This is a genomic window from Dyella thailandensis (assembly GCF_050749815.1).
In the GTDB taxonomy this organism is placed as follows: Bacteria; Pseudomonadota; Gammaproteobacteria; order Xanthomonadales; family Rhodanobacteraceae; genus Dyella_A.
Map to the genome: position 1 here is coordinate 785,790 of NZ_CP192735.1, position 24,300 is coordinate 810,089.

Here is a 24,300-nt window from a genome sequence, read left to right on the forward strand (position 1 = left end):
TCCCCATCGCCCATTGCCGGCGTGCATCGTCGCACCGCGCGGGCGCGACCCGCTACCTCGAATGGGGGAGTTTTTCAGCCCAGCAGCAGGGCCTGTAGTTCGGGCAGTGAACGCACCTGGTGGTGCGGCGTGATGCCCTCGGGAACCTCTTGCCCGTGCGGGTTGAACCAGCACGTGTGCAGGCCGGCGGCGAGGCCGCCCGCGATGTCCGAATGCGGGTTGTCGCCCACCATCAGCACCTGGTCGCGCGGCGGGTCGCCCATGCCGGCCAGTGCGTGCTCGAAGATGCGCACGTCCGGCTTGGCCACGCCCACCTGCTCGGAGATCACCAGCGGGTCGAAGTGCCCGCGCAGGCCGGTGCGCTCCAGCCGTGCGAGTTGCAGCGCGGTGAAGCCGTTGGTGATCACGCCCATGCGCACCTGCGCGGCGGCGAGCGCGTCGATCAGCGCCTGCGCACCGGGCAGCAGGGTGCAGATCTCGGCCATCGCCAGCAGAAATGCCTCGTTGAGCTCGGCCGCGCTCACGCCGAGCTGCTGCGCCCAGCCTTCGAAGCGGGTGGTCTGCAGCTCGGCCGCGGTGATGGCGCCGTTCTGGTAGTGCACCCACAGCGGCTTGTTGATCTCTTGGTACTGCGTGTAGTGCGCCTGGGTGAAGTCCACCGCATGGCGCTCGAACATGCGCCGCAGGCCCTGGTAGGCGTCAAAGTGGAACAGCGTGTCGTCGGCGTCGAAGAGGATCCAGCGGTAGTCCAAGGCGTCAGGCTCACGGCGAATAACGGAAGGGCGGCACGATAACCCGTGCCGCCGCTCCCGTGTGCCGTGCCGATGATGCCGGCGCGTTACTTCGGCACTTTCAGCGGCTGGATGGTGTTGCGCAACAGCGTCCAGTAGGTGGTGGTGTAGGGCACCATCTGCTCGGCATAGTTCCACCAGAAGAAGCCGCCGACGAAGCGAGGATCGGTGCTGGAATTCACCATCGGGTAGTAGGTGGTGATCAGGTTCGACTGCACGGAATAGGGCGCCGACTTGCTGGAGGTGCCGATCTCGCCGAAGCCGACCTTGGCGTTGGGGAAGATGGTCTCCAGTGCGGTGAAGTCGGCGTTCCACGACGGCTTGAGGTTGGGGCAGTCCTTGTACGGGTAGTAGCTGAAGAGCACGTAGTCGGTCTGCTGGCGCACGGTGGCGGAAAGGAAGCTGGTGGGCCAGGTCTTCCAGTAGTCCTGCGGCTTCTCCCAGCAGTTGGTGCCCTTGCTGTCGTCGTTGTAGTAGAGCGTGATGGCAGTCTTGCCACCGACGCCCTTCACGATGCTGTGTGCGGCGGCCACCATCTGGCCGATCGCCGCCTCTTCGGCGTTCACTGTTGCCGCGCTGCCGCTCGGGTGCGGCCGTAGCCATTCGCCGTTGATCTCGTTGGCGATCTCCCAGACGTCGACCAGGCCGTTGAGGCCGGAGACGAAGTTCTGCGTGCGGGCCTTGTAACTGGCCAGGTCGGTGGGGAATTCGGACGAGTCGAGGATCTCGCCCATCACGTAGGCGACCTGGTGCAGCTTGACCAGCGCCGGGTAGTAGTCGGCGGCGGTGGTGCCTGGGTCGAAGACCACGCGAACGGTGGGTCGGTAGGGCAGCTTCTGCAGCGAGGTAATGGTCTTGTCGAGGTGGGCGATGGTGTCCAGCGTGACGCCGTAGATCGGCGTCTTCGGTACGGCCGTCTGCGCGTGCAGCGGAACGATGGCGGCGAACGAGAGCGCGGTGGCCAGAGAGGCCAGGCGCAGCGTGGAGCGGATGAAGCGGTTCTTCATGAGGGATGTATCCAGTGTGGGTGGGCATCCCGGCCCTACGTGTGGAGTGCGGCCATGTGCGTGATGCCATGGCCATCGAGCGGAGACCGGGCCACCGTCCCATGTGGCGCAGGTCGTGATGCCGATCCGGCGTGGGTGACGGTCATCCGTGAGGGCGCACCTCCCTGGCGCGCGCCAATGGGCGTGCGACGACTAATTGGAGTCGCACGGCGGGGCGGCCGGGCATCGACAAGGCCATCCTTGAGCTGCGTGAGATCGACGCGGGTCCCTGGTGGTGATGGAACGGGCGTATCGATAACGAGCGACGGGACCTGACGGAGGCGGGCGGGGCGCGGAGCGTAAACCGGGCTCGGCGCCGGAACCGCGATGTTGATGTTAAGCCCGCCGGGCCTGGCCTCGAGCACGATGAAATGAAGCGTTCATATCCATATCAATCAAGCACATAACGCGATTCAGCAAGGTGTACGTCTTGTGAATCGACGGATTTTGGGCGCTTCGCTGGAGAGAGCGCCTGGGGACAAAGCCAGCGTAGGCGGCTCGTTCGCGGCAAGCTTCGGCGGCGCGCCGCGCCCGAGCCGGGCCCACAAGCCGAAGGCCGGAGCGCTTGCGGCGGCTCCGGCCTTCGGTACGTCTGCAGCGGTGGATCAGGCCAGCGCGCGGCGGCGCAGACGCAAGGCGTCCAGGCTGTAGGCGCCCGCACCGGTGGCGGCGACCTGCAGCAGGCCGCCGGCGATCGCGAGGTTCTTCAGGAAGTGGATGAACTGGTTCTGGTCGCCGAAGTGGTCATGAAAGGCCAGCGCCGTCGCCACCGAAAACAGCGCCATCAGCGCCGCCACCACGCGGGTGCGGTAGCCGGCCAGCAGCGCCAGCCCGAAGCCCACCTCGACCACCACGGCAACCAGGTAGGCCAGATCCGGCAACGGCAGGCCGGCATAGACGATGTAGGCCTTGGTGGCGGCCGGCGCGGCCAGCTTGCCGAAGCCGCTGATCAGGAACAGGCTCGCCAGCAGTGCGCGGGCAAGCAGGGAAGTGGAAGCATTCTGCGTATTCATGGCGTTACCTCGTGGCAGTGCGGTAAGAGCCGACCGGCTGGTCGGTGACATGGCCGGCACTTTAATGTCGCCAAACGAGGCGATAAATCGCCTAACATGCGTATCATCGTCCTCTTGAAGTTGACAATGAGCCAGCTCGATGACATGCGCCTGTTCGTCGCCACGCTGGATACCGGCAGCTTCACGGCGGCGGCCGACCGGCTGGGCCTGTCCAAGCAATTCATCAGTCGGCGGGTGATGGCGCTGGAGGAGCAACTGGGCGCGCGGCTGCTGCTACGCACCACGCGGCACCTACGGCCAACCGACCTGGGCCGCGCCTACGCCGAGCAGGCGCGGCGCATCCTGCAGCAGGTGGAGGAGCTCGATCAGGCCATCACCGGGGCCGGGCAAGCGGCGCGCGGACGTCTGCGCATCACCGCGCCGATGTCCTTCGGCACCATGCACCTGAGCCCCTTGCTCGCGCAGTTTCTGGCCGCCTATCCGCAGGTGGCGATCGAGCTGGATCTGAGCGACCGCACCGTCGACCTGCTCGGCGAGGGCTATGACCTGGCCATCCGCATCGGCTCGCTGGCCGACTCGTCGATGATCGCCCGCAGCATCGCGCCGGTGGACATGGTGCTGTGCTGCAGCCCGGACTATCTCGCACGGCATCCGGCGCCCACCACGCCAGCCGAACTATCCACGCACGAGTGCCTGCTGTACGGACACGGCCCGCACGTCGAATGGGCGTTCGGCAAGATCCCGGCACCGGTGACCGTGCGCGGGCGCTACCGGGCGAACAACGGCGAGCTGATGCGCGACGCGGCGATCCAGGGCCTGGGGATCGCGCGGCTGCCCACCTTCATCGTCGGACAGGCGCTGCGCAGCGGCGCACTGGTGACCGTGCTGGACGACTACCGGCCGCCGGTCACCGCGGTGCACGCGGTCTATCCGCAGCATCGTCAGTCCTCGCTGCTGATCCACACGTTCGTGGAGTTCCTGCGCGCGGCGCTGGCGCCGCCGTCGGCCAGTCCCGCGCCGGCGAGCTCCGCACCGGCGAGCTCCCGGCCCGCGCGACGCGACGCGCGTTTGCGGTAAGAATCGGGCGGATCGCCCCGGCCCGGGGGGCTGTCCATCCCGGGACATCGATGTCTCTCTTTGCATGGTCCATGTGGGTCCGCATGCCTTCGTCCGTTCGCGGCCAGAGCGCCTGCAGGGCTGCTCTGGTCTGGCGGCATGCCGCGGTAACCCTCCTCTCAGCGTTGTGTATTCCTCAGGTGCCCGGACAGGCCGGCCACGCCCTGACGCACCCTGCGGATACCCGATTTGCCGGCGACTGCGGCTGTCCGGTCGACGGCATCGCGTCCGGCGTGCATCCGCACGCCGGCTACCCGGCAGCCATCGAACCGTCTGAGGAAAGGAGCAACACATGAACAAGCATTTCGAACGCACCGGCCCGCTCACCGAGCTGTCCAGCTACCCCCAGTGGGCACAGGACATGGTGGCCGACTGCGAGAGCACCAAGCAGCGCGTGCTCGACCATGAAATCTGGAAGTTGATGATGGATCTGCGCCTGGACGAGGAGTCCACGGCCAACTTCATGATGGGCCTGTGGCCCTTCATCGAGCGCTTTCCCAGTTTCATGGCGCTGAGCCTGCTCAAGACCCGTTACGGCCGCAGCCCGGGCGACAACCTGGCCCGGCGCTGGCTGGTGCGCAACATCCGGGTGGAGCAGAACCACGCCGAATACTGGCTGCACTGGGCCGAGGGGGCGGGGGTGGCGCGGGAGCGGTTGCTGCACGATCACCCGCCGCACGGCACCGACGGCCTGTCACGCTGGTGCGAGGACATCTGCAACCGCGGAACTCTCGCCGCCGGCATCGTCGCCACCAACTATGCCATCGAGGGGGTGACCGGAGAGTGGTCGCAGATGATCTACGACAATACGAAGTACCGGGAAAGCTTTGATCCTTCAGTGCGTACGTCGGCATTAAAGTGGTTGCACCTGCATGCCGCTTATGACGACACTCACCCGTGGGAAGCGCTGGAAATCGTTTGCACGCTGATGGGCCTGGAGCCCTCGGCCGATGACGTGGCGCATCTGGCCGAGTGCATCAAACGCAGCTACACCAGCATGATCCTGCTGGGCGATCGATGCATTCAGAACTGCCCGGACCGACTGGTCTTGAGTGAGGCTGCGGCGTAAAGGATTGTCGCGGAAGGGGAAACTGGAACGGCGGACACGGGTTGGTGTCCTTCAGCGAACAGGCATGCAATGCGTTTCGTCGGTAACAGTTTGAATGTGCAGCGGTCCTTGTCACGGCGCTTGATGCCGCTGGCCTACGCGCTCGCGTCGGCGGTGGTGCTGATCATGGCCATGACCTGGGGCGTGCTGCAGGTCCAGGTGACTCTCGCTGGTTTCCTCAACAGCGAGAGCATCTGGTCCAAGGCCCAGAAGCAGGCCGTGATCGACTTAGAGAACTACGCCCTCAGCGGCGCGCCGGACGACCTGGCCAGCTTCCGGCGCAACTTCAAGCTGCTCGATGGCGACCGCTGGGGTCGCGACGCGATCGCCTCCGGGCACTACCGCAAGGAAGACCTCGACGAGGTCTTCCGCCGCGGCAACATCATGCCGGCGGCGCAGTCGGGCATGATTTTCATGATGCGCCACTTCACCGGCGCCCCCCACATGCAGGCCTCGCTGGACGCCTGGCGCTCCACCGACGCGTCGATTGCCGAGCTGGGGCGTATCGCCGATCAGCTCGAACGCGATTTCGCCGCCGGGTCCCCTTCGCCGGAGGCCATCTCGCGGGTTCGCGCGCGCATCAACGCGCTCAACGTCTACATGCAGCCGCGCACCGAGCTGTTCTCGGTGGAGATGGTCAAGGGCGCGGTGTGGGCCGGACAGGTGCTGTTCTGGTGCGTGCTCGGCGCGTTCTGCCTGGCCGCCGGGCTGTGGATGTGGATGGCGCTGCGCATCGTCGAGAGCATCCGCGGCAGTGAGGAGCGCTACCGGCTGCTGTTCGACAGCGCCGGCGACGCCATCGTGATGGTCGATCGCGGCAGCGGCCGCATCCTGGATGCCAACCGCACCGCCGCCGCGTGGACGGGCTGCAGCGAGCGCGAGCTGGTCGGCAAGGATTTTTCCTCACTGTTCGCGCACGACCCGCTGGACGTGGACAACACCTTGTCGCTGCCCGGCCATCGCCAGGGCGACGTGGCACTCACCGCGCTGCTGGACCGGGACGGCCAGGTGCGCCCGGTGGAAACGCGCAGCTCCATCGCGCGCTGGGGCGATACCGAGATCAGCCAGGCGATCGTGCGCGACATTTCCGAGCGCGTGGCGATGGAGCGCGAGCGCCGCGTGGCCGCCAAGGCGCTGGGCAGCATTGCCGAGGGCGTGATCATTGCCGACGCCGAGCGGCGCGTGGTCACCGTCAACGCCGCGCACGTGGAGATCACCGGGTTTACCGTGCAGGCCCTGCAGGGCCTGCGTTTCGACGACACGCGCAGCCTGGCCGACGACAAGCCGCTGCCGGACAGCGTGTGGCGTTCGATCGAACTGGGCGGCAACTGGCGCGGCGAGGTGAAGAGTCGCCGTCGCGACGGCAGCACCTATCCGGAGCTGCTCAGCATCAGCGCCATCCGCGACGACTCCGGCCAGGTGCTGCATTACGTGGCGGTATTCACCAACATCACCACCACCAAGGCCGACCAGCGCCGACTGGAGCACCTGGCTACCCACGATCCACTGACCGGCCTGGCCAACCGCGCCGAGTTCGAGCGCCGCTGCTCGGCGGCGCTGGAGCAGGCCTCGCGGGCGCGGCGCTGCGTGGCGGTGCTGTTCATCGACCTGGACGCGTTCAAGATCGTCAACGACAGCTACAGCCACGCCATCGGCGACCGCCTGCTGGCCAAGGTGGCCGAGCGCATCAACGCCGAGCTGGGCGAGGGCGACGTCGGTGGGCGCATCGGCGGCGACGAATTCACCGTGCTGGCCACCAACATCGACACCCGCGACGGCGCCGCCGGCATCGCCAGCCGCCTGCTCACCGCGCTGGCCGCGCCGATCTCGGTGGACGACTACGAGATCGTGCTCAGCGCCAGCATCGGCATCGCCAGCTATCCGCTGGACGGCGAAAATCCAGCCGCCCTGATCACCAATGCCGACGCGGCGATGTACGCGGCCAAGAGCGAAGAGCGCAACGCGTTCCGCTTCTACTCGCCGATCATGCAGGCCGACGCGCGCAAACGCCTGCAGCTGGCCTCCGAACTGCGCCAGGCGCTGGCCAACGACGAGTTCCGGCTGGTGTTCCAGCCCAGCCTGGAGCTGCGCACCGGCCGCATCGTGGCGGTGGAAGCGCTGCTGCGCTGGCAGCACCCCAAGCGCGGGCTGGTGATGCCCGACAGCTTCATCCCGATGGCCGAGAGCCTGGGCCTGATCCGCCGCATCGACGAATGGGTGCTGCGCGCAGCCTGCGCCTGGATCCGCCAGTGGGACCGCGAGCACATCGCGCCGATCCGCGTGGCGGTGAACGTGTCGGCCAGCTGGTTCGGCCATCCGGCCTTCATCGAGGGCCTGCACACGGCGCTGCGCGACTACCAGGTGGATCCCAAGCGCCTGCTGCTGGAGATCACCGAGAGCGCGATCCTGCGCCTGGGCGAGGGCACGCACCGCACCATGTACGCCCTGCACACGATGGGCGTGGGCGTGGCCATCGACGATTTCGGCACCGGCTACTCCTCGCTGGCGTATCTGAAGCTGCCGGCGGTGGTGTGCCTGAAGATCGACCGCACCTTCATCACCGGCATCCCGCGCAATCCCGACGACGTGGCGATCGTCGAGGCGATCCTGGCGATGTCGCGCAGCCTCAAGCTGTACGCCATCGCCGAGGGCATCGAGGACGAGGAGCAGCACGAGTTCCTGCTGCGCGCCGGCTGCGAGGAGGGGCAGGGCTATCTGTACGCCCGCCCGCTGGAGGTGCCCGACCTGCTGCGCATGCTCAAGTCCGGCGGCAGCAATCCGCCGACCCGGTTGCGGCTGGTGCCACCGCCACGCGCCGGCTGAGCGGGTTCCATCAGCGAAAAAGGCCGCCCTCAGGCGGCCTTTTTCATTGGCGCAGCTTCGCCGACTCAGCGCTGCTGCGCTTCGGCCAGGGACGTCTCGGTCTGGTACAGCTCGGGCATCAGCTTGCGCAGCGCGGCGACCTTGGGCGCATCGTTGTAGACGATGTACGGGTCGTTGGAGTGCGTGCGGTAGTAGTCCTGGTGGTAGCCCTCGGCCATGTAGAACGCCGGCAGCGGCTCCACCTTGGTCACGATCGGCGCCTCGTAGACCTTTGCCGCATCCAGCTGGCGGATATAGGCCTGCGCCACGGCGCGCTGCGCATCATTGGTGGTGAAGATCTCCGAGCGGTACTGGGTGCCGTGGTCCGGTCCCTGGCGATTGAGCTGGGTCGGATCGTGCGCCACCGCGAAGAACACCTTCAGCAGCGTGCCGTAGCTCACCTGGCGCGGGTCGTAGACGATCTTCACCGACTCGGCGTGGCCGGTGTCGCCATCGGCCACGCGGAAGTAGCTGGCGGTATCGGCGCTGCCGCCGGCGTAGCCGGCCCACACCTGCTTAACGCCCTTGACGTGCTCGAACACCGCCTGCAGGCCCCAGAAGCACCCGCCGGCCAGCACGGCGACCTGGTCGCCCGGGGCGGTGACCGCAGGGTCGGTAGCCGGGGGCGGGATCATGGCGCCGTCGCGGGTGGCCGGCGACGCGGTGCAGGCGCCCACCGCGAGCGCGAGCAGGGCGGCGGCGAGGCGCCGGGGGAACGAGGGGGAACGGGAAAGCGCTTGCATGGCGTGTCTCCGTGGGGGAAGCCGGGAGCGGAACTTGAGTCGCGATATGCCTGGATACGTGAACGCGCCGCCGGGGGATGCGTCGACGCCGCGCTCGTGGAGTATTCGTTGCGGCAGCGTAAGCGGTTACGTGCGCGGGGCGGTGCTATGGTTCGCGGCTGTCACGTCACCCGCGGAAGCGCGCATGCGACCGGAGATCGACCTGTCGGCCTATGCCTCGCGCATCGGCCACCTGCAAGACCTGCGCCCGGATCTGGCGACGGTGCAGGCGATCGTGCGCGCGCACGTGGCCGCGATCGCGTTCGAAAACCTCGATCCGCTGATGGGCAAGCCGGTGGACCTCGACCCGCTGGCGATCGAGGACAAGCTGGTGCATCGCGGTCGCGGCGGCTACTGCTTCGAGCACAACCGGCTGCTGGCCGAGGTGCTGCGCGCGATGGGCCTGGCGGTGACGCCGCTGATTGCGCGGGTGCTGTGGAACCGCCCCGACGACACGCCCGCGCCGCAGACCCACATGGCGCTGCTGGTGACGGTGGAGGACGAGCGCTGGCTGGTCGACGTGGGGTTCGGCGGCCTCACCCTGAGCAGCGTGCTGCGTTTTCAGCCCGGGCTGGAACAACTGACGCCGCACGAGCCGTACCGCCTGCTGCAGCACCAGGGCGAATGGCGGCTGCAGGCGAAGGTGGCCGGGCAGTGGCAGGCCCTGTACCGCTTCACCCTGCAGCCGTGCGAGGACATCGACTTCGTGGTCGCCAACCACTACGTCTGCACCCATCCGGATTCACCATTCACCCGTGAACTGCGGGTGGCGCGCACGGTGCCCGAGCAGCGCCTGACGCTGCGCAATCGCGAGTTCGCCGTGCATCACCGCGACGGTCATACCGAGCGCTACACGCTGGGCAGCGCCCGCGAGATCCGCAGCGTGCTCGAGCGCCACTTCATGCTGGTGCTGCCGGCGCATCCGGCACTGGATCGCCGCTTCGCAGCGCTCTCGGCCTGAGCGCCATACCGCCGGCGCTCAGCCGGCGGCGTGCACCAGGATCTCGATCTCCTCATCCACCACCACGCGCTGGCCGGGGCGGATCTTGCAGGTCTTGCGCGTTTCCAGCGCGCCATCCACGGTCACCGCACCGCTGGCCACGATCGCCTTGCCGGCGCCGCCGCTGTCGCACAGGCCCACGAGCTTGAGCAGCTGGTTCAGCTCCACGTGCTCGTGCGGCGGTTCCAGATCGAAGTCGATGTGTTCCATGGGCGCTCCGGCGAATCAGGCGTCCGCACCCGGCGCGGCGGCCGGCAGCGGAAAGAAGGCGAAGAACGGGCGATCGTGCTCGATCGCGAACGTGGCCGCATCGTCGAGCACGCCGCGCAGGATCGCCGCATCGTGCGGCGGCAGTGACTCGGGATGCTCGAACACGAACACGTGGCCCCAGGCCGGACGCCATGCCGGATCGCGCAGGCAGTCGGCCAGCGCGTCCCAGTTGTCGCCGAAATCCGGTGGCAGGCGCAGCGCAAAGGCGAGCCGGCGCAACAGCCCGGCCTTGTCGGTGCAGCCGGTGAGGTCGACCCGGCACAGCGCCAGCTCGGCCTGGCGCGCCTGTCGGGTCAGCGCGGCGAAGTCGTGCGCGTCCACGTCGTAGACGCCGCTTTGCAGCGGGCGGGTGAGATCGAGATGGCTGTCGCGCGCGCTCACCGGCGACCCTCGATGCGGCGGAAGCTGCGGTAGTGATCGTCGGTGTAGTAGTACACCTGCGGCGGCGTGCCGCCGGTGATGATCCGCCGCGCGCCGCGCGTGCGTGCGCCGGGCGTCTCCACCGTGTACTCGTGATAATAGCCGCGCGGCTGCTGTGGCAGCAGGCCTTCGTAGTTGCCGAACACGGTGCCGTCCTGCGCGTGCTCGAACGGCCCACCGGCGGCGATGCGCGCCAGTGTGTCGCGCGCTTCCGGCGGCAGGCCGTCGGCTTCGGCCGCGGTATGCGACGGCGTGGCGGCCGGGGCGGACGCGGTGGCATGGTCGGCGCCGGTCATGCCATCGGCCGGGGCCATGCGGTGCTGCTGCCAGGCCGCCACGGCGACAGCGAGCAGGATCACGATGGCGAGCAATTTGCGCATGGCGGCACGCGGGTGGCAGGCGAGGCCGCGCAGTGTAGCGGCGCGCGGCGCTTTCCCCTACATCAGCGCGATCGCCCGAATCGGTTGGTGGCGGCTCAGCCTGCGCGATCCACCCGTGCCTGCAATGCCATGGCGGCGTGCGGATTGCGCGCCTTGGCGGCGCTGATGAAGTAGACGAACACGTCGCGCGCGGCACCGCTGGGGCGCGGCGCTTCCACGTGCGGCAGTTCCGCCGGATCGCCGCCATCGCGCCACCGTACGGCGCGTTCGGCCCAGGCATCGAGCGCGGCGGCGGGATAGCCGTGCGCCTCGTCGACCTGGCTGCGCATCAGCCGGGCGTAGGCGAACGGGCCGGTGAGATCGGCCAGCGAGGGGTACTCCGGGGAATCGGTGAACACCGTGGCGACGCCCTGGGCGCGTGCCAGGGCCACGTATTCCTGGCACTGGAAACTGGCGTGGCGCACTTCCAGCGCGTGCCGCAGCGGCACGCCGTTGAGCGTGCGGGGCAGGCGATCGAGGAAGGCGGCCAGATCATCGGGGTCGAACCGGCGCGTGGGGGTGAACTGCCACACCACCGGGCCGAGTCGGTCGCCCAGCGCCTGCAGCGAGTCCACGAACGCGCTCGCCAGACCAACGGCACCGGCCAGCTTGCGCTGCAGCACGATCGCCTTGGGCGCCTTGAGCGAAAACACGAAGCCCTCGGGCACCTGCTTCGCCCAGCCGGCCAGCGTGGCCGGCGCCGGGGCGCGGTAATAGGTGCCGTTGATCTCGATGCTGCGCAGCTGGCGGCTGGCGTATTCCAGCTCGCGTCGCTGCACCAGGCCGGCGGGATAGAAATTGTCGCGCCACTCGGGGAACACCCAGCCGCCGATGCCGCAGCGGATGCGCGGCGCGCCCGACGGCATGGTGCGGGAAGAGGCATCGGAGAACAGGTCGGGTGTGGCGGGCATGGCGGTCACGACAGCGGGGAAGGGGGCATCCTGACATGCCGCGGCCGCTGCGGGCATGACCTTCGGACTAGGCAGGCCAGGTGCTTTGACGCGATAGTGGCCCGATCCATTCGTGATCGCCAAGGGGTTGAGCATGTCCAGTCGAGTGTCCTTGCGCGCGGCCATCGCCGCCGCGTTGCTGGTAGTGGCCTGCGGGTCGTCGGCGCAGAGCGTTCCGGCCAAGGGCACGCCGCCGCCCATCGGCATCAACGACAGCGCGCGACCGGCGCTGCCGCCGGACCTGGCCGACTTCGCCGCCTACGTCGACAAGGCGCGCAGCACCTTCGGCGTGCCCGGCATCGCCGTGGCCATCGTCAAGGACGGCCAGGTGGTGATGGAGCAGGGCTTCGGCGACAAGACGCTGGATCCGAAGCAGCCGGTGGACACGCACACGCTGTTCGCGATCGCGTCGAACACCAAGGCGTTCACCGCCGCGGCGCTGCAGCAGCTGGACGAGGCCGGCAAGCTGAAGATGGACGATCGGGTGATCGACCACCTGCCGTGGTTCCGCATGTCCGACCCGTACGTGACGCACGAGATGCGCATCCGCGACCTGCTCGCCCATCGCAGCGGCTTGTCGCTGGGCGCGGGTGACCTGCTGTACTGGCCGCCGACGTCATACAGCACCAAGGAAGTGGTCGAGCGCCTCAAGCACGTGCCGATCAAGAACGGCTTCCGCAGCGGCTACGCCTACGACAACATCCTGTTCGCCGTGGCCACGCTGGTGATCGAGCAGGCCTCGGGCCAGAGCTATGCCGATTACGTGCGCACGCACCTGTTCCAGCCGGTGGGCATGGACGAGTCGCTGATCGACAAGAACGACATCAAGCCCGGCATGGACGTGGCCACCGGCTACGCCAAGGAGAACTTCAAGGATCTGAAGCCCGTGCCGCCGATGGCGTGGAGCAACGATCCGGGCGCGGGCGGCATCTACGCCAGCGTGCATGACCTGGCCAAGTGGATGAACGTGCAGCTGGCCGGCGGCGCGCTGCCGCAGAAGAACGCCGACGGCACGCCGAAGCGCATCTTCTCCGAAGACAGCCAGCGCCAGATGTGGACCATGCTCACGCCCATCAAGGTAGGCAAGCCGCCGATCCCCGAGCTTGCCCCGATCATGCCGAACTTCTACGGCTACGGCGAAAGCTGGTTTCTCTCCGACTACCGCGGCCATCGCCTGGCATGGCACACCGGCGGCTGGCCGGGCTTCGTCTCGCGCGTGACGCTGGTGCCGGAAGAGCATCTGGGCGTGGTGGTGCTGACCAACGCCGAATCCGGTGCCGCGTTCAACGCGGTGACCTACCGCGTGCTTGATGCCTACCTGCATCCGGGCCAGAAGACCGACTGGGTGGCGGTGTACGACAAGCTGGTGAAGAAGGGCGAGGCGAACGCCGACGACAGCTGGGCCAAGCACCAGCAGGCGCGCGAGAAGAACCCCAGGCTCGACCTGCCGCAGGCCAGCTACGCCGGCACCTTCCAGGACCCGTGGTACGGCAACGTGATCGTCAGCAACGAGGGCGGCAAGCTGCGCATGCGCTTCGCCCACACCAGGCAGCTGATCGGCACCATGACGCCGTGGCAGCACAGCACCTTCGTGGTGAAGTGGGACGATCGCACGCTCAACGCCGACGCGTTCGCCACCTACACGTTGGATGCCGACGGCAAGATCACCGAGCTGCGCATGCAGCCGATCTCGCCGCTGACCGACTTCAGCTTCGACTTCCAGGACCTGCGGCTGAAGCCGCTGGACAAGGACAAGGCGTCCGACGAGTGAGCTATCCGGCGTCGCCGTGGGCGGCGCCGGTCCATTGAAAAGGGGAGAAGCGCATGCGCCGTTATGCATCGTTCGTTATCGCCGGGCTGTGCGGCCTGGCCGTTGCCAGCTCGTCGCCCGCGCGCGACGCCGTTACCTCGGCGCCGGCGCTGTTCCGCGTGGAGCTGGGTAGCCAGTCCAGCCAGCCCGCGTCCGGCCGCCTGCTGTTGTTCGCGGTGGATGCGAAGACCGCCCGCGCCGCCGCGAAGGACGACAAGGTGGAGGAGGTCGACACCAATCCGTTCAAGCCATCACAGACCGCCATCGCCGCGCGCGAGGTGACGCATCTGGCGCCGGGCCAGGGCATCACGATCGATGCCGACGCGGTGGCATTCCCCAAGGCGTTCTCACAGTTGCCGACCGGTGACTATCTGCTGCAGGCGGTGCTGGACACCCACCACGACTACAACTATCACGGCCGCGACGCGGGCGACGTGGTCAGCCCGGTGGTCGAGGCGCACCTGCCCGGCGCCATGCCGCGCCTGGTGCTGGACAAGGTGCTGCCCGAACGCGGGCTGTGGGATTTCCCCAAGGGCGCGCTGAGCCCCACTACCGAAAAGCACCTGGCCGACGCCAAGGCGCACCTCAAGCCGATCGATTTCGTCAGCCCTGCGCTCAGCGCGTTCTGGGGCCGGCCGATACACATGAAGGGCTGGGTGCTGCTGCCGCCTGGCTACGGCGCCTCGGGCAAGACGACCTATCCGGTGATCTATCACACGCACGGCTTCGGCGGCAGCGACCGCAGCGAGGCGGCAACTGGCCTGATGGCCTACGGGCAGATGGCCGAAAAGGCGATGCCGCCGATGATCTGGGTGCTGCTGGATGAGTCCTCCGCCACCGGCACGCACGAGTTTGCCGACTCGGTGAACAACGGCCCGTGGGGCGAGGCGCTCACCACCGAGCTGATCCCGTCGCTGGAAAAGCAGTACCGCATGGACGGCAAGGCCAGCGGCCGCTTCCTCAACGGGCACTCTTCCGGCGGCTGGGCCACGCTGTGGCTGCAGACGCGTTACCCGAAAGTATTCGGTGGCACCTGGTCGACCTCGCCCGACCCGAGCGACTTCCACGATTTCACGGGCCCGGACCTGTACGCGCCGCACGCCAACGTCTATCACCGCCCGGACGGTACGGCGTATCCGCTGGTGCGTGACAAGGGCAAGGTCTACGCCACGTTCGAGCAGTTCGCGAAGATGGAGCGCGTGCTCGGCCCTTACGGCGGCCAGATGGCTTCGTTCGACTGGGTGTTCTCGCCGCGCGGCCAGGACGGCCGGCCGATGCCGATGTTCGATCGCGATACCGGTGACGTCGATCCGTCGGTGGTGGCCTACTGGCATGACCACTACGACATCGCTCATCGCCTGAAGACGAACTGGCCGGCGCTCAAGCCCGACCTGGACGGCAAGATTCACCTGTATGTGGGCACCGCCGACACGTTCTACCTCGACGGCGCCGCGCATCGTCTGAAGGCCGTGCTGGACGGGCTGGGCGCGAAGTCCTCGTTCCACTTCCTGCCCAACCGCACCCATTTCGATCTCTACGTCATCGACAAGGACCGCCAGGGCCTGATGAAGCAGATCGCGTGGGAGATGTACGCGGTGGCGCGCCCCGGTGCGCAGCAATCGAAGCAAGCCGCACCCTGACCGGCCCCACCGACACCGCCGCCCCTGCAGGAGCGACTTCAGTCGCGATGCCTTTTCGCCTTGATGCGCCATGCGAGCAAGAGCATCGCGGCTGAAGCCGCTCCTACAGAGAGGCCGGGGACGTCGTCGAAACCCGCGCCAACATTGGCACCCCTGTAGGAGCGACTTCAGTCGCGATGCCTTTCGCTCTGATGCGTCATGCAAGCAGAGCATCGCGGCTGAAGCCGCTCCTACAGTGAGGCCGGGGACGTCGTCGAAACCCGCGCCAGCATTGGCACCCCTGTAGGAGCGACTTCAGTCGCGATGCCTTTTCGCTCTGATGCGCCATGCGAGCAAGAGCATCGCGGCTAAAGCCGCTTCTACAGTGAGGCGGGAGACGTCGTCGAAACCCGCGCCAACATTGACACCCCTGTAGGAGCGACTTCAGTCGCGATGCCTTTCGCTCTGAAACACCATGCGAGCAAGAGCATCGCGGCTAAAGCCGCTCCTACAGTGAGGCCGGGGACGTCGTCGAAACCCGCGCCAGCATTGGCACCCCTGTAGGAGCGACTTCAGTCGCGATGCCTTTCGCCGTGATGCGCCATGCAAGCAAGAGCATCGCGGCTGAAGCCGCTTCTACAGGGGGTCGGGGAGCGCCTTGGAGGTCACCCGTTGCTTATTCCGTCCACGGGTCGTAGCTGCCGAACCACCACAGGTGGTCTTCCATATCGCGGCAGCTGTAGCCGGCGCCGCCGTAGTCCTTCTCGGCGTACTCGTCCACGATCTGCGCGCCGGCGGCTTTCGCCTGTTCGTAGTGCGCGCGGCAATCCTTCACGATCACGCAGGCCACCTGCGTCTCGCGCCCGCCGGTGTCGGCAGGCGTCAGCAGGTGCTGGCCGAAGCCGTCCTCGCGCACCGAGCCCAGCATCACCATGCCGCTGCCGTAGGTGAGCTGCGCATGGGCGACGCCGCCCTGGTCATCCTCATACACCGCCTGCCGCGCGAAGCCGAAGGCGCGACACAGCCAGTCGATGGCCGCATGGGCATCGCGGTAGCGCAGGCAGGGAATGATGGTGCTGCCGTGGATCGCTGACATCACTTGCTCCTTGGGAATGGGTGGAACAAGGCTAGCCGCGCGCCGCTGCCCGGTCTTGGCGATTTTCCGAAGCGCTAGCCGATGACGAGGTGATTGAGGTGTGGGCCGCGCTGCGCCATGAACGCGCTCGGCGTGAGCCCGGCGAACGCGCGGAACTCGCGCACCAGGTGCGCCTGATCGGTGAAGCCACCGTCGGCAGCCACCTGGCACCAGTCCACGCTGCCGGCCCGGTGCACCTGTGTCAGCACCGCGCGGAAGCGCTGCAGGCGGGCGTAGCGTTTCGGCCCCATGCCGATCTGGCGACGAAAGCGGGCACGCAGGCTGTCGTCCGACAGTCCGGTCTGCGCCACTACGCCGGCGATGCGCGCCCACTGCGGTGCCTGATCGAGCGCGCTCGCCACGTGGGCCACGGCCGGGTCGATCGCCGGCCCGCGCTGCTGGATGCGCAGCCACTGCTCGAGGATCTGCAGGCGTGCGGCGGGCGTCGTTGTTTCCAGCAGCCGCTGCCGCAACTGCCCGGCGGCGACACCGAACAGGTCTTCCAGGTTGATGTCCCGCGCCAGCAGCGTCTGCTGGTCTTCGGCGGTGATGGCGTGCGCGCCGCCGGGCCGGAACACCGCCCCCATCACGCGCACCTGCTCGGCGGTGTCGATGATCTGGCTGGTCAGGCGTGGGCCGCCGAGCACGCTGCCGGACGAGCGCAGGCACTGGCGCTGCGGTTCGTCGGTGTAGACGCGCGTCTCGTCCTCGCACAGGTTGATGATCAACTGCGCGCCGGGTTGCGGCAGCACCCGCTCGAAATGGTGCGCGGCGGCGGGCATGTCCCAGTCCCAGATCGTCTCGATCAGGCGGTCCAGCGGTGGGCTCGGGCGACGCTGCGTGAATCCCATGCGGTGCCTCAGGAATCGGGAGGGACGACCCCAGTATCGCGCGGCGGGCGCACGGTGCGTATCACCATGTCCTGCGCGCGGATCAGCGGCAGGTTCTGTTCGCGCAGCTTCGCCAGCACGGCGAACAGCAGATCGCTCTTCACGGTGGAGGCGTCGCGCGGGTTGCGCGTGTAGGCGTAGGCGCTGAACACCAGATTGCCCGCGTCGATGCTGTCCAGCTGCACGAACGGTGCGGGCGTGTCCAGCGTCACCGGGTGCGCGTTGAGCGCTTCCAGGATGAGGTCGCGTGCGCGCGCCGCGTCGGTGTCCAGCGGCATCGGCACGCTGAACTTCACCCGCCCCAGCGCATTGGCCAGCGTCACGTTGCGTACGTTCTGGGTGATCAGCTGCGAGTTCGGCACGATCACCGTGGAGCGGTCCCACAGCTGGATCTCGGTGGCGCGCACGTTGATGCGGCGGATGTCGCCCTCCACGCCGTTGAGGCTCACCCAGTCGCCTACCTTCACCGGGCGCTCGGCCAGCAGGATCAACCCGGAGATGAAGTTCGACACGATCGCCTGCAGGCCGAAACCGATACCCACCGACAGCGCGCTGGCGATCCACGCGATGTTCTGCAGGCTCACCTTCAAGGTGGCCAGCGCCATCACCACCACCAGCACGCCGCCGACGTAGCCGAGCAGGGTGAGCATCGACATGCGCATGCCGGCGTCCAGCCGGGTGTTGGGCAGCAGCTCCACGTCGAGCCAGCGCTTGATGATGCGCACCACGCCCAGGCCCACCACCAGCACCAGCATGGCCTTGATCACGTCGCGCGGGGCCAGCGTCATCTCGCCGAAGGTGAGCCCGCCCAGCAACGTGCCGACGCTGGAGGTGAGGTCTTCCGGGCTCGCGCCCAGGCGCGAGATCACCGCGCCGATGCCCAGCAGCACCGCCAGTGCGCGGGTCACGCCGGAGAGCACGGCGCGCGCCTGCTCCAGCGGTCCGGGCTCCAGCTCGAACGCCCGTTGCAGGCGCTGCCCGGTGCGTCCCTTGGGCGACAGCAGCAGTGCCCAGGTGTCGTTGAGTGCATGCATGAACAGGTACAGCGAGGCGAACACCACGCTGATCCACACCGCGTTGATCGCCAGGAAAAACGCCAGCGCGATGTAGCCCGTCGCCACCGCCAGCACGCAGGTCACCGAGGCCAGCACCAGCGCGCCCAGGCAAAGGCCGATCCACAGCGAGCGGCTCGGCGGCGGCTCGCCGGCGGCGGCCAGGGCGCGCCGCGCGCGGGCTTGGCGCAGCAAGGCGGTGCCGATCAGCGCGGCGGTCACCAGGGCGATCAGGCCGCGCGTGGCCACGCTGGCCGGCAGGCTGGCGCTGATCGCGTGGTTCACCAGTTCCACCGTGCCGAGCAGGGCGATCGCCATCGCCAGCAGCCACGGGAACGGGCGCAGCGCCTGCGCCTCGGCATCGGTGAGCTCGGGCAAGCGCCAGCTCGGGCGCACCGCCGAGAGCAGGGCGCGCCCGAGCCCGGCCACGTAGGCGCTGAGCAGCACCAGCTGCACCATCTGATGGGCGAGCCCAGCGAGGTCGTCGTCGAGCAGGCCGTTCCAGTTCACCGACCAGTACACCAGTTGCGCCGCCAGACCCGTGTTCAGCGTGGTGAGCACGGCAATGGCCAGCGCCAGCGCGCTGCGTCGCAGACGGCCGGCGGCCATGCGGTTCTGGGTGAGGCGCAGCAGCTGGCGCTCCAGCAGCCAGCGGCCCACGCCCAGCAGCAACGCCGCGGCGAGCAGGCAGGCTACGAATGGCGTGCGATTGGGCGGCTGCGAGGCCGCGCGGATCGCCGTGCCGAGGTCGTCGCCGAGTGCGCGCAGGCGGCGCAGGTCGGACGGCAGGCTGCGCATCGGGTCGGACCAGAACGCGGTGCTGAACGGCGTGGCCGTGCGTTCGGCCAGCCGCGTCTGGAATTCGTTGCGGCGCTGGTCGGAGAGTTGCGCGGCGAGCTGGGCGGCCTCCTGGCCCATCAGCTGCGCCTGCTTCACCTGCGCATCCACGTCGGCCTGCGCCTTGTCCAGCTTGCGCCGCTGGGCGCTCACCTCGGCCGCTTCGGCCGGGGCGCCCTTGGCCGGCGCCGGCCCCAGCACGGCCAGCTGCGCCTGCACGCTTTGCACCTGCGGCGCAAGGCTGGCGGCGAGCTGGCTGGCCTGGTCCTGCACGGCCAGCGCCTGTGTGCGCAGGTCGCCCAGCTGGCCCGCTGTCGGTTGGGCGGCGAGCGCCTTCTTGATGTCGTCGAGCTGCCCGCGCAACTGGTCCATCTGCTGCGACGGCGTGGGCGGCGGGGCGTCAGGCGCCGCGTCCTGGCGGGCGAGGGCAGCGGTGCTGCCGAAGGCAAGCAGGAGAACCAGCAGGAGGCGGGCGAGGCGAGGCATCCGGGCATGATCGGAGCCGCCCTGCGGGCGGTCAATCGCCGCGCGTGCCTTGACGATGCCTTCAGCAGCGGGCATTCAGCCTTACCCGATGAGCACGCCCTTCGATGTTCCCCCGGATCTGCTCGCCTGGCACGTCGACGTGGCCCGGGCACGCCAGCTACAGCAGGAGCTGGCCGCCCGCGTGCGATTGCAGGACGACACCCCGTCACCGCGCCTGGTGGCCGGCGTCGACGTCGGCTTCGAGGAGGACGGCGCGATCACCCGCGCCGCTGCCGTGCTGCTCGATGCCGCCACCATGCAGCCGCTGGCCGAGGTGGTGGCGCGCCTGCCCACGCGTATGCCGTACATCCCCGGACTGCTCTCGTTCCGCGAGCTGCCCGCCGTGCTGCAGGCGCTGGCGCAGCTGCCCGAAGTGCCGGAGCTGATCCTCGTTGACGGCCACGGCGTGGCGCATCCGCGCGGCCTGGGCATTGCCGCACACCTGGGTGTGGTCACCGACCTGCCCACCATCGGCGTGGCGAAGAAGATCCTGGTCGGCAACCATGACGCCGTGGGTTTGAAGCGCGGCGATCGCACGCCGCTGATGCACCGCGGTCGCATGATTGGCACCGTGCTGCGCAGCAAGGACGGCATCCAGCCACTGATCGTCTCCCCCGGCCACCGCGTGAGCCACGCCACCGCGGTGGAGCGCGTGCTCGCCTACGGCCGCGGCTACAAGCTGCCCGAGCCCACGCGGCTGGCCGACCGGCTGGCGTCGCGGCGGGATCGGCGCACCTGACCGAAACGGCCAGGAACAGGCGAGTCCCCCGACGGCGACATCGACGCGCGCGCGAGCTACCTTGCGACGTGACGCGAGCGGATGGCACTTCACGCCCTTGGCGCCGTCATTCCCGCGAACGCGTGAATCCATCCCGGCGCGCTGCATGAAGCAACGTGGATGCCCGCTTTCGCGGGCATGACGGCACTGTGGCACCAGGGCTTGGCGGCGCGGCCAGGCTCTTCGCCGCCTTGCAGTCCGCAACCTCGCACGACCGCGCTCTGCCTCATCCCCTCGGCCGCCGTCATTCCCGCGAACGCGGGAATCCATTCCGGCGTGCTGCATGAAACAACGTGGATGCCCGCTTCCGCGGGCATGACGGCACTGTGGCACCAAGGCTTGGCGGCGAGGCCAAGCTCTTCGCCGCCTTGCAGCCCGCAACCGCGCACGACCACGCTCCGCCTCATCCCCTCAACCGCCGTCATTCCCGCGAACGCGGGAATCCATTTTGACCTTCTCCAGCAGTCCCATGGCGGCTATGCGCTCGCGGACACGACGCCGCGGTTTTCCCACGCCGCGAATCACGCCGGCAGCACGCAAGCGTCGCGAGCGCATTCGTATACGGTGAGCGCCCCACCCACGTCACGACGACGCGTACGGGCGCCTGGCCCACCCCACGCCGCTTGTCCTCCTGCTCTCGCGCCCACATGCTCACGCCTCTGGCGCCGCGCTCCCCGGACACCCCCATGCTCTTCCGCTGGTTCGAAAACCTCATCGACCCGTTCAAGGAACCGGTCGACGCCATGCCGCCGGCCACGGTGGGGCGCTTCTACGCGTTCTACCTACGCCAGGTCTGGCCGATCTTCGTCATCACCCTGCTGGTGGGCCTGGGCTTTGCGCTGGTGGAAGTGGCGCTGTTCGGCTACATCGGGCGCATCGTGGACATGGCCAACGCCACGCCCGCAGCCCAGTTTTTCCATGTGCACGGCCACACGCTGCTGTGGATGGGGTTCGTGGCGCTGGTGCTGCGGCCGGTGCTGTCGGCGCTGCACGACCTGCTGGTGAACCAGGCCATCGTGCCGGGGCTGACCGGGCGCATCCGCTGGCAGAACCATCGCTACGTGATCCGCCAGAGCCTGGGCTTTTTCCAGAACGATTTCGCCGGGCGCATCGCCAACCGCATCATGCAGACCGGCGCCAGCCTGCGCGAATCTGCGGTGCAGATCGTCGATGCGATCTGGTACGTGGTGGTCTACACCGGCAGCGCGATCTTCCTGTTCGCGGAGGCCGACGCCTGGCTGGCCGCGCCGCTGGTGGTGTGGATCGCTGCCTACGTGGCGACGCTGGCGTATTTCATCCCGCGTACCAAGCAGCGCTCGTGGGAATCGTCCGAGGCACGCTCCAAGTTGATGGGCCGCATTGTCGACGGCTACAGCAACGTGCTCACGCTCAAGCTGTTCTCGCACACCCGCCGCGAAGAGGACTACGTGGCCGATGCGCTGGGCGAGCAGATCGGCAAGACCCGCCGCATGACGCGCATGACCACGGCGATGGACATCACCATCACCTCGCTCAACGGCCTGCTGATCGTCGGCACCTCCGGCCTGGCGGTGTGGTTGTGGAGCCAGGGCCGGGTGACCGTGGGCGCCATCGCGCTGGCCACCGGCCTGGTGATCCGCATCAACAACATGTCCGGCTGGATCATGTGGGTGGTCAACGGCATCTTCGAGAACATCGGCACGGTGCAGGACGGCCTCACTACCATCGCCCAACCGCGCACCGTGCAGGACGCGCCGGACGCGGTGCCGCTGGTGGTGCGCGAGGGCGGCGTGCGTTTCGAGCGCATCCACTTCCACTACGGCAAGCAGGGCGGGGTGATTGCGGGGCTGGATCTCACCGTGCGGCCGGGCGAGAAGATCGGCCTGGTCGGCCCGTCGGGCGCGGGCAAGTCCACCCTGGTCAATGTGCTGCTGCGCCTGTACGACCTGGAGCAGGGCCGCATCTTCATTGACGGGCAGGACATCGCCCACGTCACCCAGGAAAGCCTGCGCTCGCAGATCGGCGTGGTCACCCAGGACACCTCGCTGCTGCACCGCTCGATCCGCGACAACCTGCTCTACGGCCGCCCCGACGCCAGCGAGGCGCAGATCGCCGAAGCCGTGCGCAAGGCGCGCGCCGACGAATTCATCCCGACCCTGCTCGACGGCCAGGGTCGCACCGGCTTCGACGCCCACGTCGGCGAGCGCGGCGTGAAGCTCTCCGGCGGCCAGCGCCAGCGCATCGCCATCGCCCGTGTGCTGCTCAAGGACGCGCCGATCCTGGTGCTGGACGAAGCCACCAGCGCGCTCGATTCGGAAGCCGAAGCCGCCATCCAGGACAGCCTCGACCTGCTCATGCAGGACAAGACGGTGATCGCCATCGCGCATCGCCTGTCCACCATCGCCCGCATGGACCGGCTGGTAGTGATGGACAAGGGCCACATCGTCGAAACCGGCACGCATGCGGAACTCATCGCGCATGAGGGCCTGTATGCGCGGCTGTGGGCGCGGCAGACGGGCGGGTTTGTCGCGGTGGAGGATGCGGTAGGTTGAGGCTCTCGCCGGGCGCAGGCTGAGAGACCATACGGTTTATTTCGCCGGATTCGGAGGCACAACGGATATTGCGGCGAAAAGTGCGATATGCACTTCCCGCGGATCATCGGGTTTCGCTTTGCGCCATGCCGCAGGTGTTTGATGCGCAAAGGGGAAGTCGTCTCTTGACGATGCAGTCGCCGCGGCAGACTATCCGTGCATATGCCCCGAAGTGGGGTCTACTAAGCGTTAGGCCCAACATGCATTGGTACAGCGTGCCGCCCTTACTTGTAAACACAGCTATAGCTTTGGCAATTGCCTACAGCTGTGCCTCAGCTATCGCCCTGCTTAGACTGCCGCGCGGTACTCGCGTGACATTCATCAAAGACCACGCCCTTAACGCGGCGGCGGCGGTTATAGCCATCATTCCAGGGCCCGCCTTTGTGTCGCTCTTCATCTGGGCCCTACTGTTCTTCGTACTCAAAAGCGCCTTCGGTTTCGCCAACACCGAGGCAAACAGATTTTCGTTGTTTACTTGGGTCTACGTCTGCGTTTTGGCCGTGAGCATCCTCTATCTTGTGCGGTCGCTCTGGTCCGAGTCATCCCAAATTCTTCTGGGCGGGCCTAACCACTCGTCCAAGCGGACGCGCGAAAAGCCGCGCGCCGCTTAACTCCAGCGTTAGGCCGCATGAAAAATTTCGAGGTCATTCCACTCCAAGGCGTTCTCCCAGTGGCCCTCGGCATGACCCGCGGCCAAGTGCACTCCGAGCTCGGGAGGTGTACCAGCAGCTTCCAAAAGACGCCTGCATCTGTGCAGCCAACTGATGCCTGGTTCAACAATTCTTTCCAGGTGTTCTATGCGGCCGACGAGACCGTTAAGTACATCGAACTTTCCTCAAACAAGGGTTTCGCCGTATCTTGCATGGGCGTGTCGGTGTTCAATACACAAGTCACCTCGCTTATTGAACGCTTCGAACAACACGCGGAAGTGGATACTTCGGACCCAGAGCATGGTTTCAGTTTCATCTTTCCTTCGCTGGAGTTGTCACTCTGGCGGCCCGAAATAGAAGGCCGGCGAGCACTCTACTTCTCTACAATCGGTATCGGCCGACTCGGTTGCTACAGCAATGCGGCCTAACCTCTCATTCGAGTCGGACGGCTTCGCCGCTCAATTCCAGCGTTAGAACAGGGACGGTGTCATGCAAACAAAGCTTCCCTCTCGCTACTTCGTGCACGGCGACCGCGTTGACTTGTCCAAAGACGAGTACTTTTGCGCAGCCTGCGACGTGTTCGTACCACGCGACCACTTCGACTCGTGTCATTGCAAAGACCACTTTGCTAGGTACGAGCGCTCTCTCGCGTCGTTC

At 67.6% G+C, this 24,300-nt stretch carries 21 protein-coding genes; 10 read left to right on the top strand and 11 right to left on the bottom strand.

The genetic code is table 11. The features are described from left to right. Positions 1–74 precede the first annotated feature (74 nt). The 3 genes from yjjG to ACQVBX_RS03505 all read right to left on the bottom strand — a co-directional run bounded on the left by yjjG (position 75) and on the right by ACQVBX_RS03505 (position 2,850). Positions 75–752 carry a pyrimidine 5'-nucleotidase gene (yjjG, locus tag ACQVBX_RS03495; protein WP_431636523.1) on the bottom strand — a complete coding sequence of 226 codons (678 nt, stop codon included), beginning with the start codon at positions 750–752 and terminating at the stop codon, positions 75–77. An 86-nt stretch (positions 753–838) separates the two neighbouring features. Continuing rightward, complete coding sequence (locus ACQVBX_RS03500) at positions 839–1,798, bottom strand: hypothetical protein (protein ID WP_431636524.1); 960 nt, start codon at positions 1,796–1,798, stop codon at positions 839–841. 644 nt (positions 1,799–2,442) lie between these two features. Then, on the bottom strand, positions 2,443–2,850 hold the full coding sequence (locus ACQVBX_RS03505; RefSeq protein ID WP_431636525.1) for a DoxX family protein: 408 nt from the start codon (positions 2,848–2,850) through the stop codon (positions 2,443–2,445). A 126-nt stretch (positions 2,851–2,976) separates the two neighbouring features. On the opposite strand from ACQVBX_RS03505, the gene ACQVBX_RS03510 reads away from it, so the two are divergent. The 3 genes from ACQVBX_RS03510 to ACQVBX_RS03520 all read left to right on the top strand — a co-directional run bounded on the left by ACQVBX_RS03510 (position 2,977) and on the right by ACQVBX_RS03520 (position 7,897). Then, complete coding sequence (locus ACQVBX_RS03510) at positions 2,977–3,927, top strand: LysR substrate-binding domain-containing protein (RefSeq protein ID WP_431636526.1); 951 nt, start codon at positions 2,977–2,979, stop codon at positions 3,925–3,927. Positions 3,928–4,258: 331 nt separating this feature from the next. Beyond that, on the top strand, positions 4,259–5,035 hold the full coding sequence (locus ACQVBX_RS03515; RefSeq protein ID WP_431636527.1) for a TenA family transcriptional regulator: 777 nt from the start codon (positions 4,259–4,261) through the stop codon (positions 5,033–5,035). 123 nt (positions 5,036–5,158) lie between these two features. Further along, positions 5,159–7,897 (top strand): sensor domain-containing protein, encoded by a 2,739-nt coding sequence (locus ACQVBX_RS03520; RefSeq protein ID WP_431636528.1) that lies wholly within the window; start codon positions 5,159–5,161, stop codon positions 7,895–7,897. A 65-nt stretch (positions 7,898–7,962) separates the two neighbouring features. On the opposite strand, the gene msrA is transcribed toward ACQVBX_RS03520, so the two are convergent. After that, positions 7,963–8,679, bottom strand: a complete 717-nt coding sequence (gene msrA, locus ACQVBX_RS03525; protein ID WP_431636529.1) for a peptide-methionine (S)-S-oxide reductase MsrA — start codon at positions 8,677–8,679, stop codon at positions 7,963–7,965. A 184-nt stretch (positions 8,680–8,863) separates the two neighbouring features. Between msrA and ACQVBX_RS03530 the strand changes: the two genes are divergently transcribed. After that, positions 8,864–9,679 carry an arylamine N-acetyltransferase family protein gene (locus ACQVBX_RS03530; RefSeq protein ID WP_431636530.1) on the top strand — a complete coding sequence of 272 codons (816 nt, stop codon included), beginning with the start codon at positions 8,864–8,866 and terminating at the stop codon, positions 9,677–9,679. A gap of 18 nt (positions 9,680–9,697) precedes the next feature. Here the strand turns inward: ACQVBX_RS03530 and ACQVBX_RS03535 are convergent, their stop codons facing one another. The 4 genes from ACQVBX_RS03535 to ACQVBX_RS03550 form a co-directional block, all read right to left on the bottom strand. Beyond that, positions 9,698–9,928, bottom strand: a complete 231-nt coding sequence (locus ACQVBX_RS03535; RefSeq protein WP_431636531.1) for an RNA-binding S4 domain-containing protein — start codon at positions 9,926–9,928, stop codon at positions 9,698–9,700. Positions 9,929–9,943: 15 nt separating this feature from the next. Further along, positions 9,944–10,369, bottom strand: coding sequence for a barstar family protein (locus ACQVBX_RS03540; protein ID WP_431636532.1), 426 nt, complete (start codon positions 10,367–10,369; stop codon positions 9,944–9,946). Beyond that, entirely contained in the window at positions 10,366–10,788 is a 423-nt protein-coding gene (locus tag ACQVBX_RS03545) for a ribonuclease domain-containing protein (protein WP_431636533.1), read from the bottom strand. The genes ACQVBX_RS03540 and ACQVBX_RS03545 overlap by 4 nt, the downstream gene beginning before the upstream one ends. Before the next feature lie 95 nt (positions 10,789–10,883). Continuing rightward, complete coding sequence (locus tag ACQVBX_RS03550; protein WP_431636534.1) at positions 10,884–11,738, bottom strand: DUF72 domain-containing protein; 855 nt, start codon at positions 11,736–11,738, stop codon at positions 10,884–10,886. Between the two features lie 133 nt (positions 11,739–11,871). On the opposite strand from ACQVBX_RS03550, the gene ACQVBX_RS03555 reads away from it, so the two are divergent. Together ACQVBX_RS03555 and ACQVBX_RS03560 are read left to right on the top strand one after the other, a co-directional pair. Continuing rightward, on the top strand, positions 11,872–13,548 hold the full coding sequence (locus tag ACQVBX_RS03555; RefSeq protein ID WP_431636535.1) for a serine hydrolase: 1,677 nt from the start codon (positions 11,872–11,874) through the stop codon (positions 13,546–13,548). Positions 13,549–13,601: 53 nt separating this feature from the next. Beyond that, positions 13,602–15,227, top strand: a complete 1,626-nt coding sequence (locus tag ACQVBX_RS03560; RefSeq protein WP_431636536.1) for an alpha/beta hydrolase — start codon at positions 13,602–13,604, stop codon at positions 15,225–15,227. A gap of 655 nt (positions 15,228–15,882) precedes the next feature. Here the strand turns inward: ACQVBX_RS03560 and ACQVBX_RS03565 are convergent. The 3 genes from ACQVBX_RS03565 to ACQVBX_RS03575 form a co-directional block, all read right to left on the bottom strand. Next, a complete protein-coding gene (locus ACQVBX_RS03565; RefSeq protein WP_431636537.1) occupies positions 15,883–16,302 on the bottom strand; it encodes a VOC family protein in 420 nt (139 codons plus the stop codon). Positions 16,303–16,376: 74 nt separating this feature from the next. Next, positions 16,377–17,192, bottom strand: a complete 816-nt coding sequence (locus ACQVBX_RS03570) for a helix-turn-helix domain-containing protein (RefSeq protein WP_431636538.1) — start codon at positions 17,190–17,192, stop codon at positions 16,377–16,379. Positions 17,193–17,200: 8 nt separating this feature from the next. Beyond that, on the bottom strand, positions 17,201–19,606 hold the full coding sequence (locus ACQVBX_RS03575; RefSeq protein ID WP_431636539.1) for a DUF3772 domain-containing protein: 2,406 nt from the start codon (positions 19,604–19,606) through the stop codon (positions 17,201–17,203). A gap of 88 nt (positions 19,607–19,694) precedes the next feature. Here ACQVBX_RS03575 and nfi point away from each other — a divergent pair, with 88 nt between their 5' ends. The 4 genes from nfi to ACQVBX_RS03595 all read left to right on the top strand — a co-directional run bounded on the left by nfi (position 19,695) and on the right by ACQVBX_RS03595 (position 24,071). Further along, positions 19,695–20,384, top strand: a complete 690-nt coding sequence (gene nfi, locus ACQVBX_RS03580; RefSeq protein WP_431636540.1) for a deoxyribonuclease V — start codon at positions 19,695–19,697, stop codon at positions 20,382–20,384. A 725-nt stretch (positions 20,385–21,109) separates the two neighbouring features. Then, on the top strand, positions 21,110–22,954 hold the full coding sequence (locus ACQVBX_RS03585; protein WP_431636541.1) for an ABC transporter ATP-binding protein: 1,845 nt from the start codon (positions 21,110–21,112) through the stop codon (positions 22,952–22,954). Between the two features lie 350 nt (positions 22,955–23,304). Continuing rightward, positions 23,305–23,604 carry a hypothetical protein gene (locus ACQVBX_RS03590; RefSeq protein ID WP_431636542.1) on the top strand — a complete coding sequence of 100 codons (300 nt, stop codon included), beginning with the start codon at positions 23,305–23,307 and terminating at the stop codon, positions 23,602–23,604. A gap of 17 nt (positions 23,605–23,621) precedes the next feature. Beyond that, positions 23,622–24,071, top strand: coding sequence for a hypothetical protein (locus tag ACQVBX_RS03595; protein WP_431636543.1), 450 nt, complete (start codon positions 23,622–23,624; stop codon positions 24,069–24,071). The last annotated feature ends 229 nt before the right edge of the window (positions 24,072–24,300 follow it).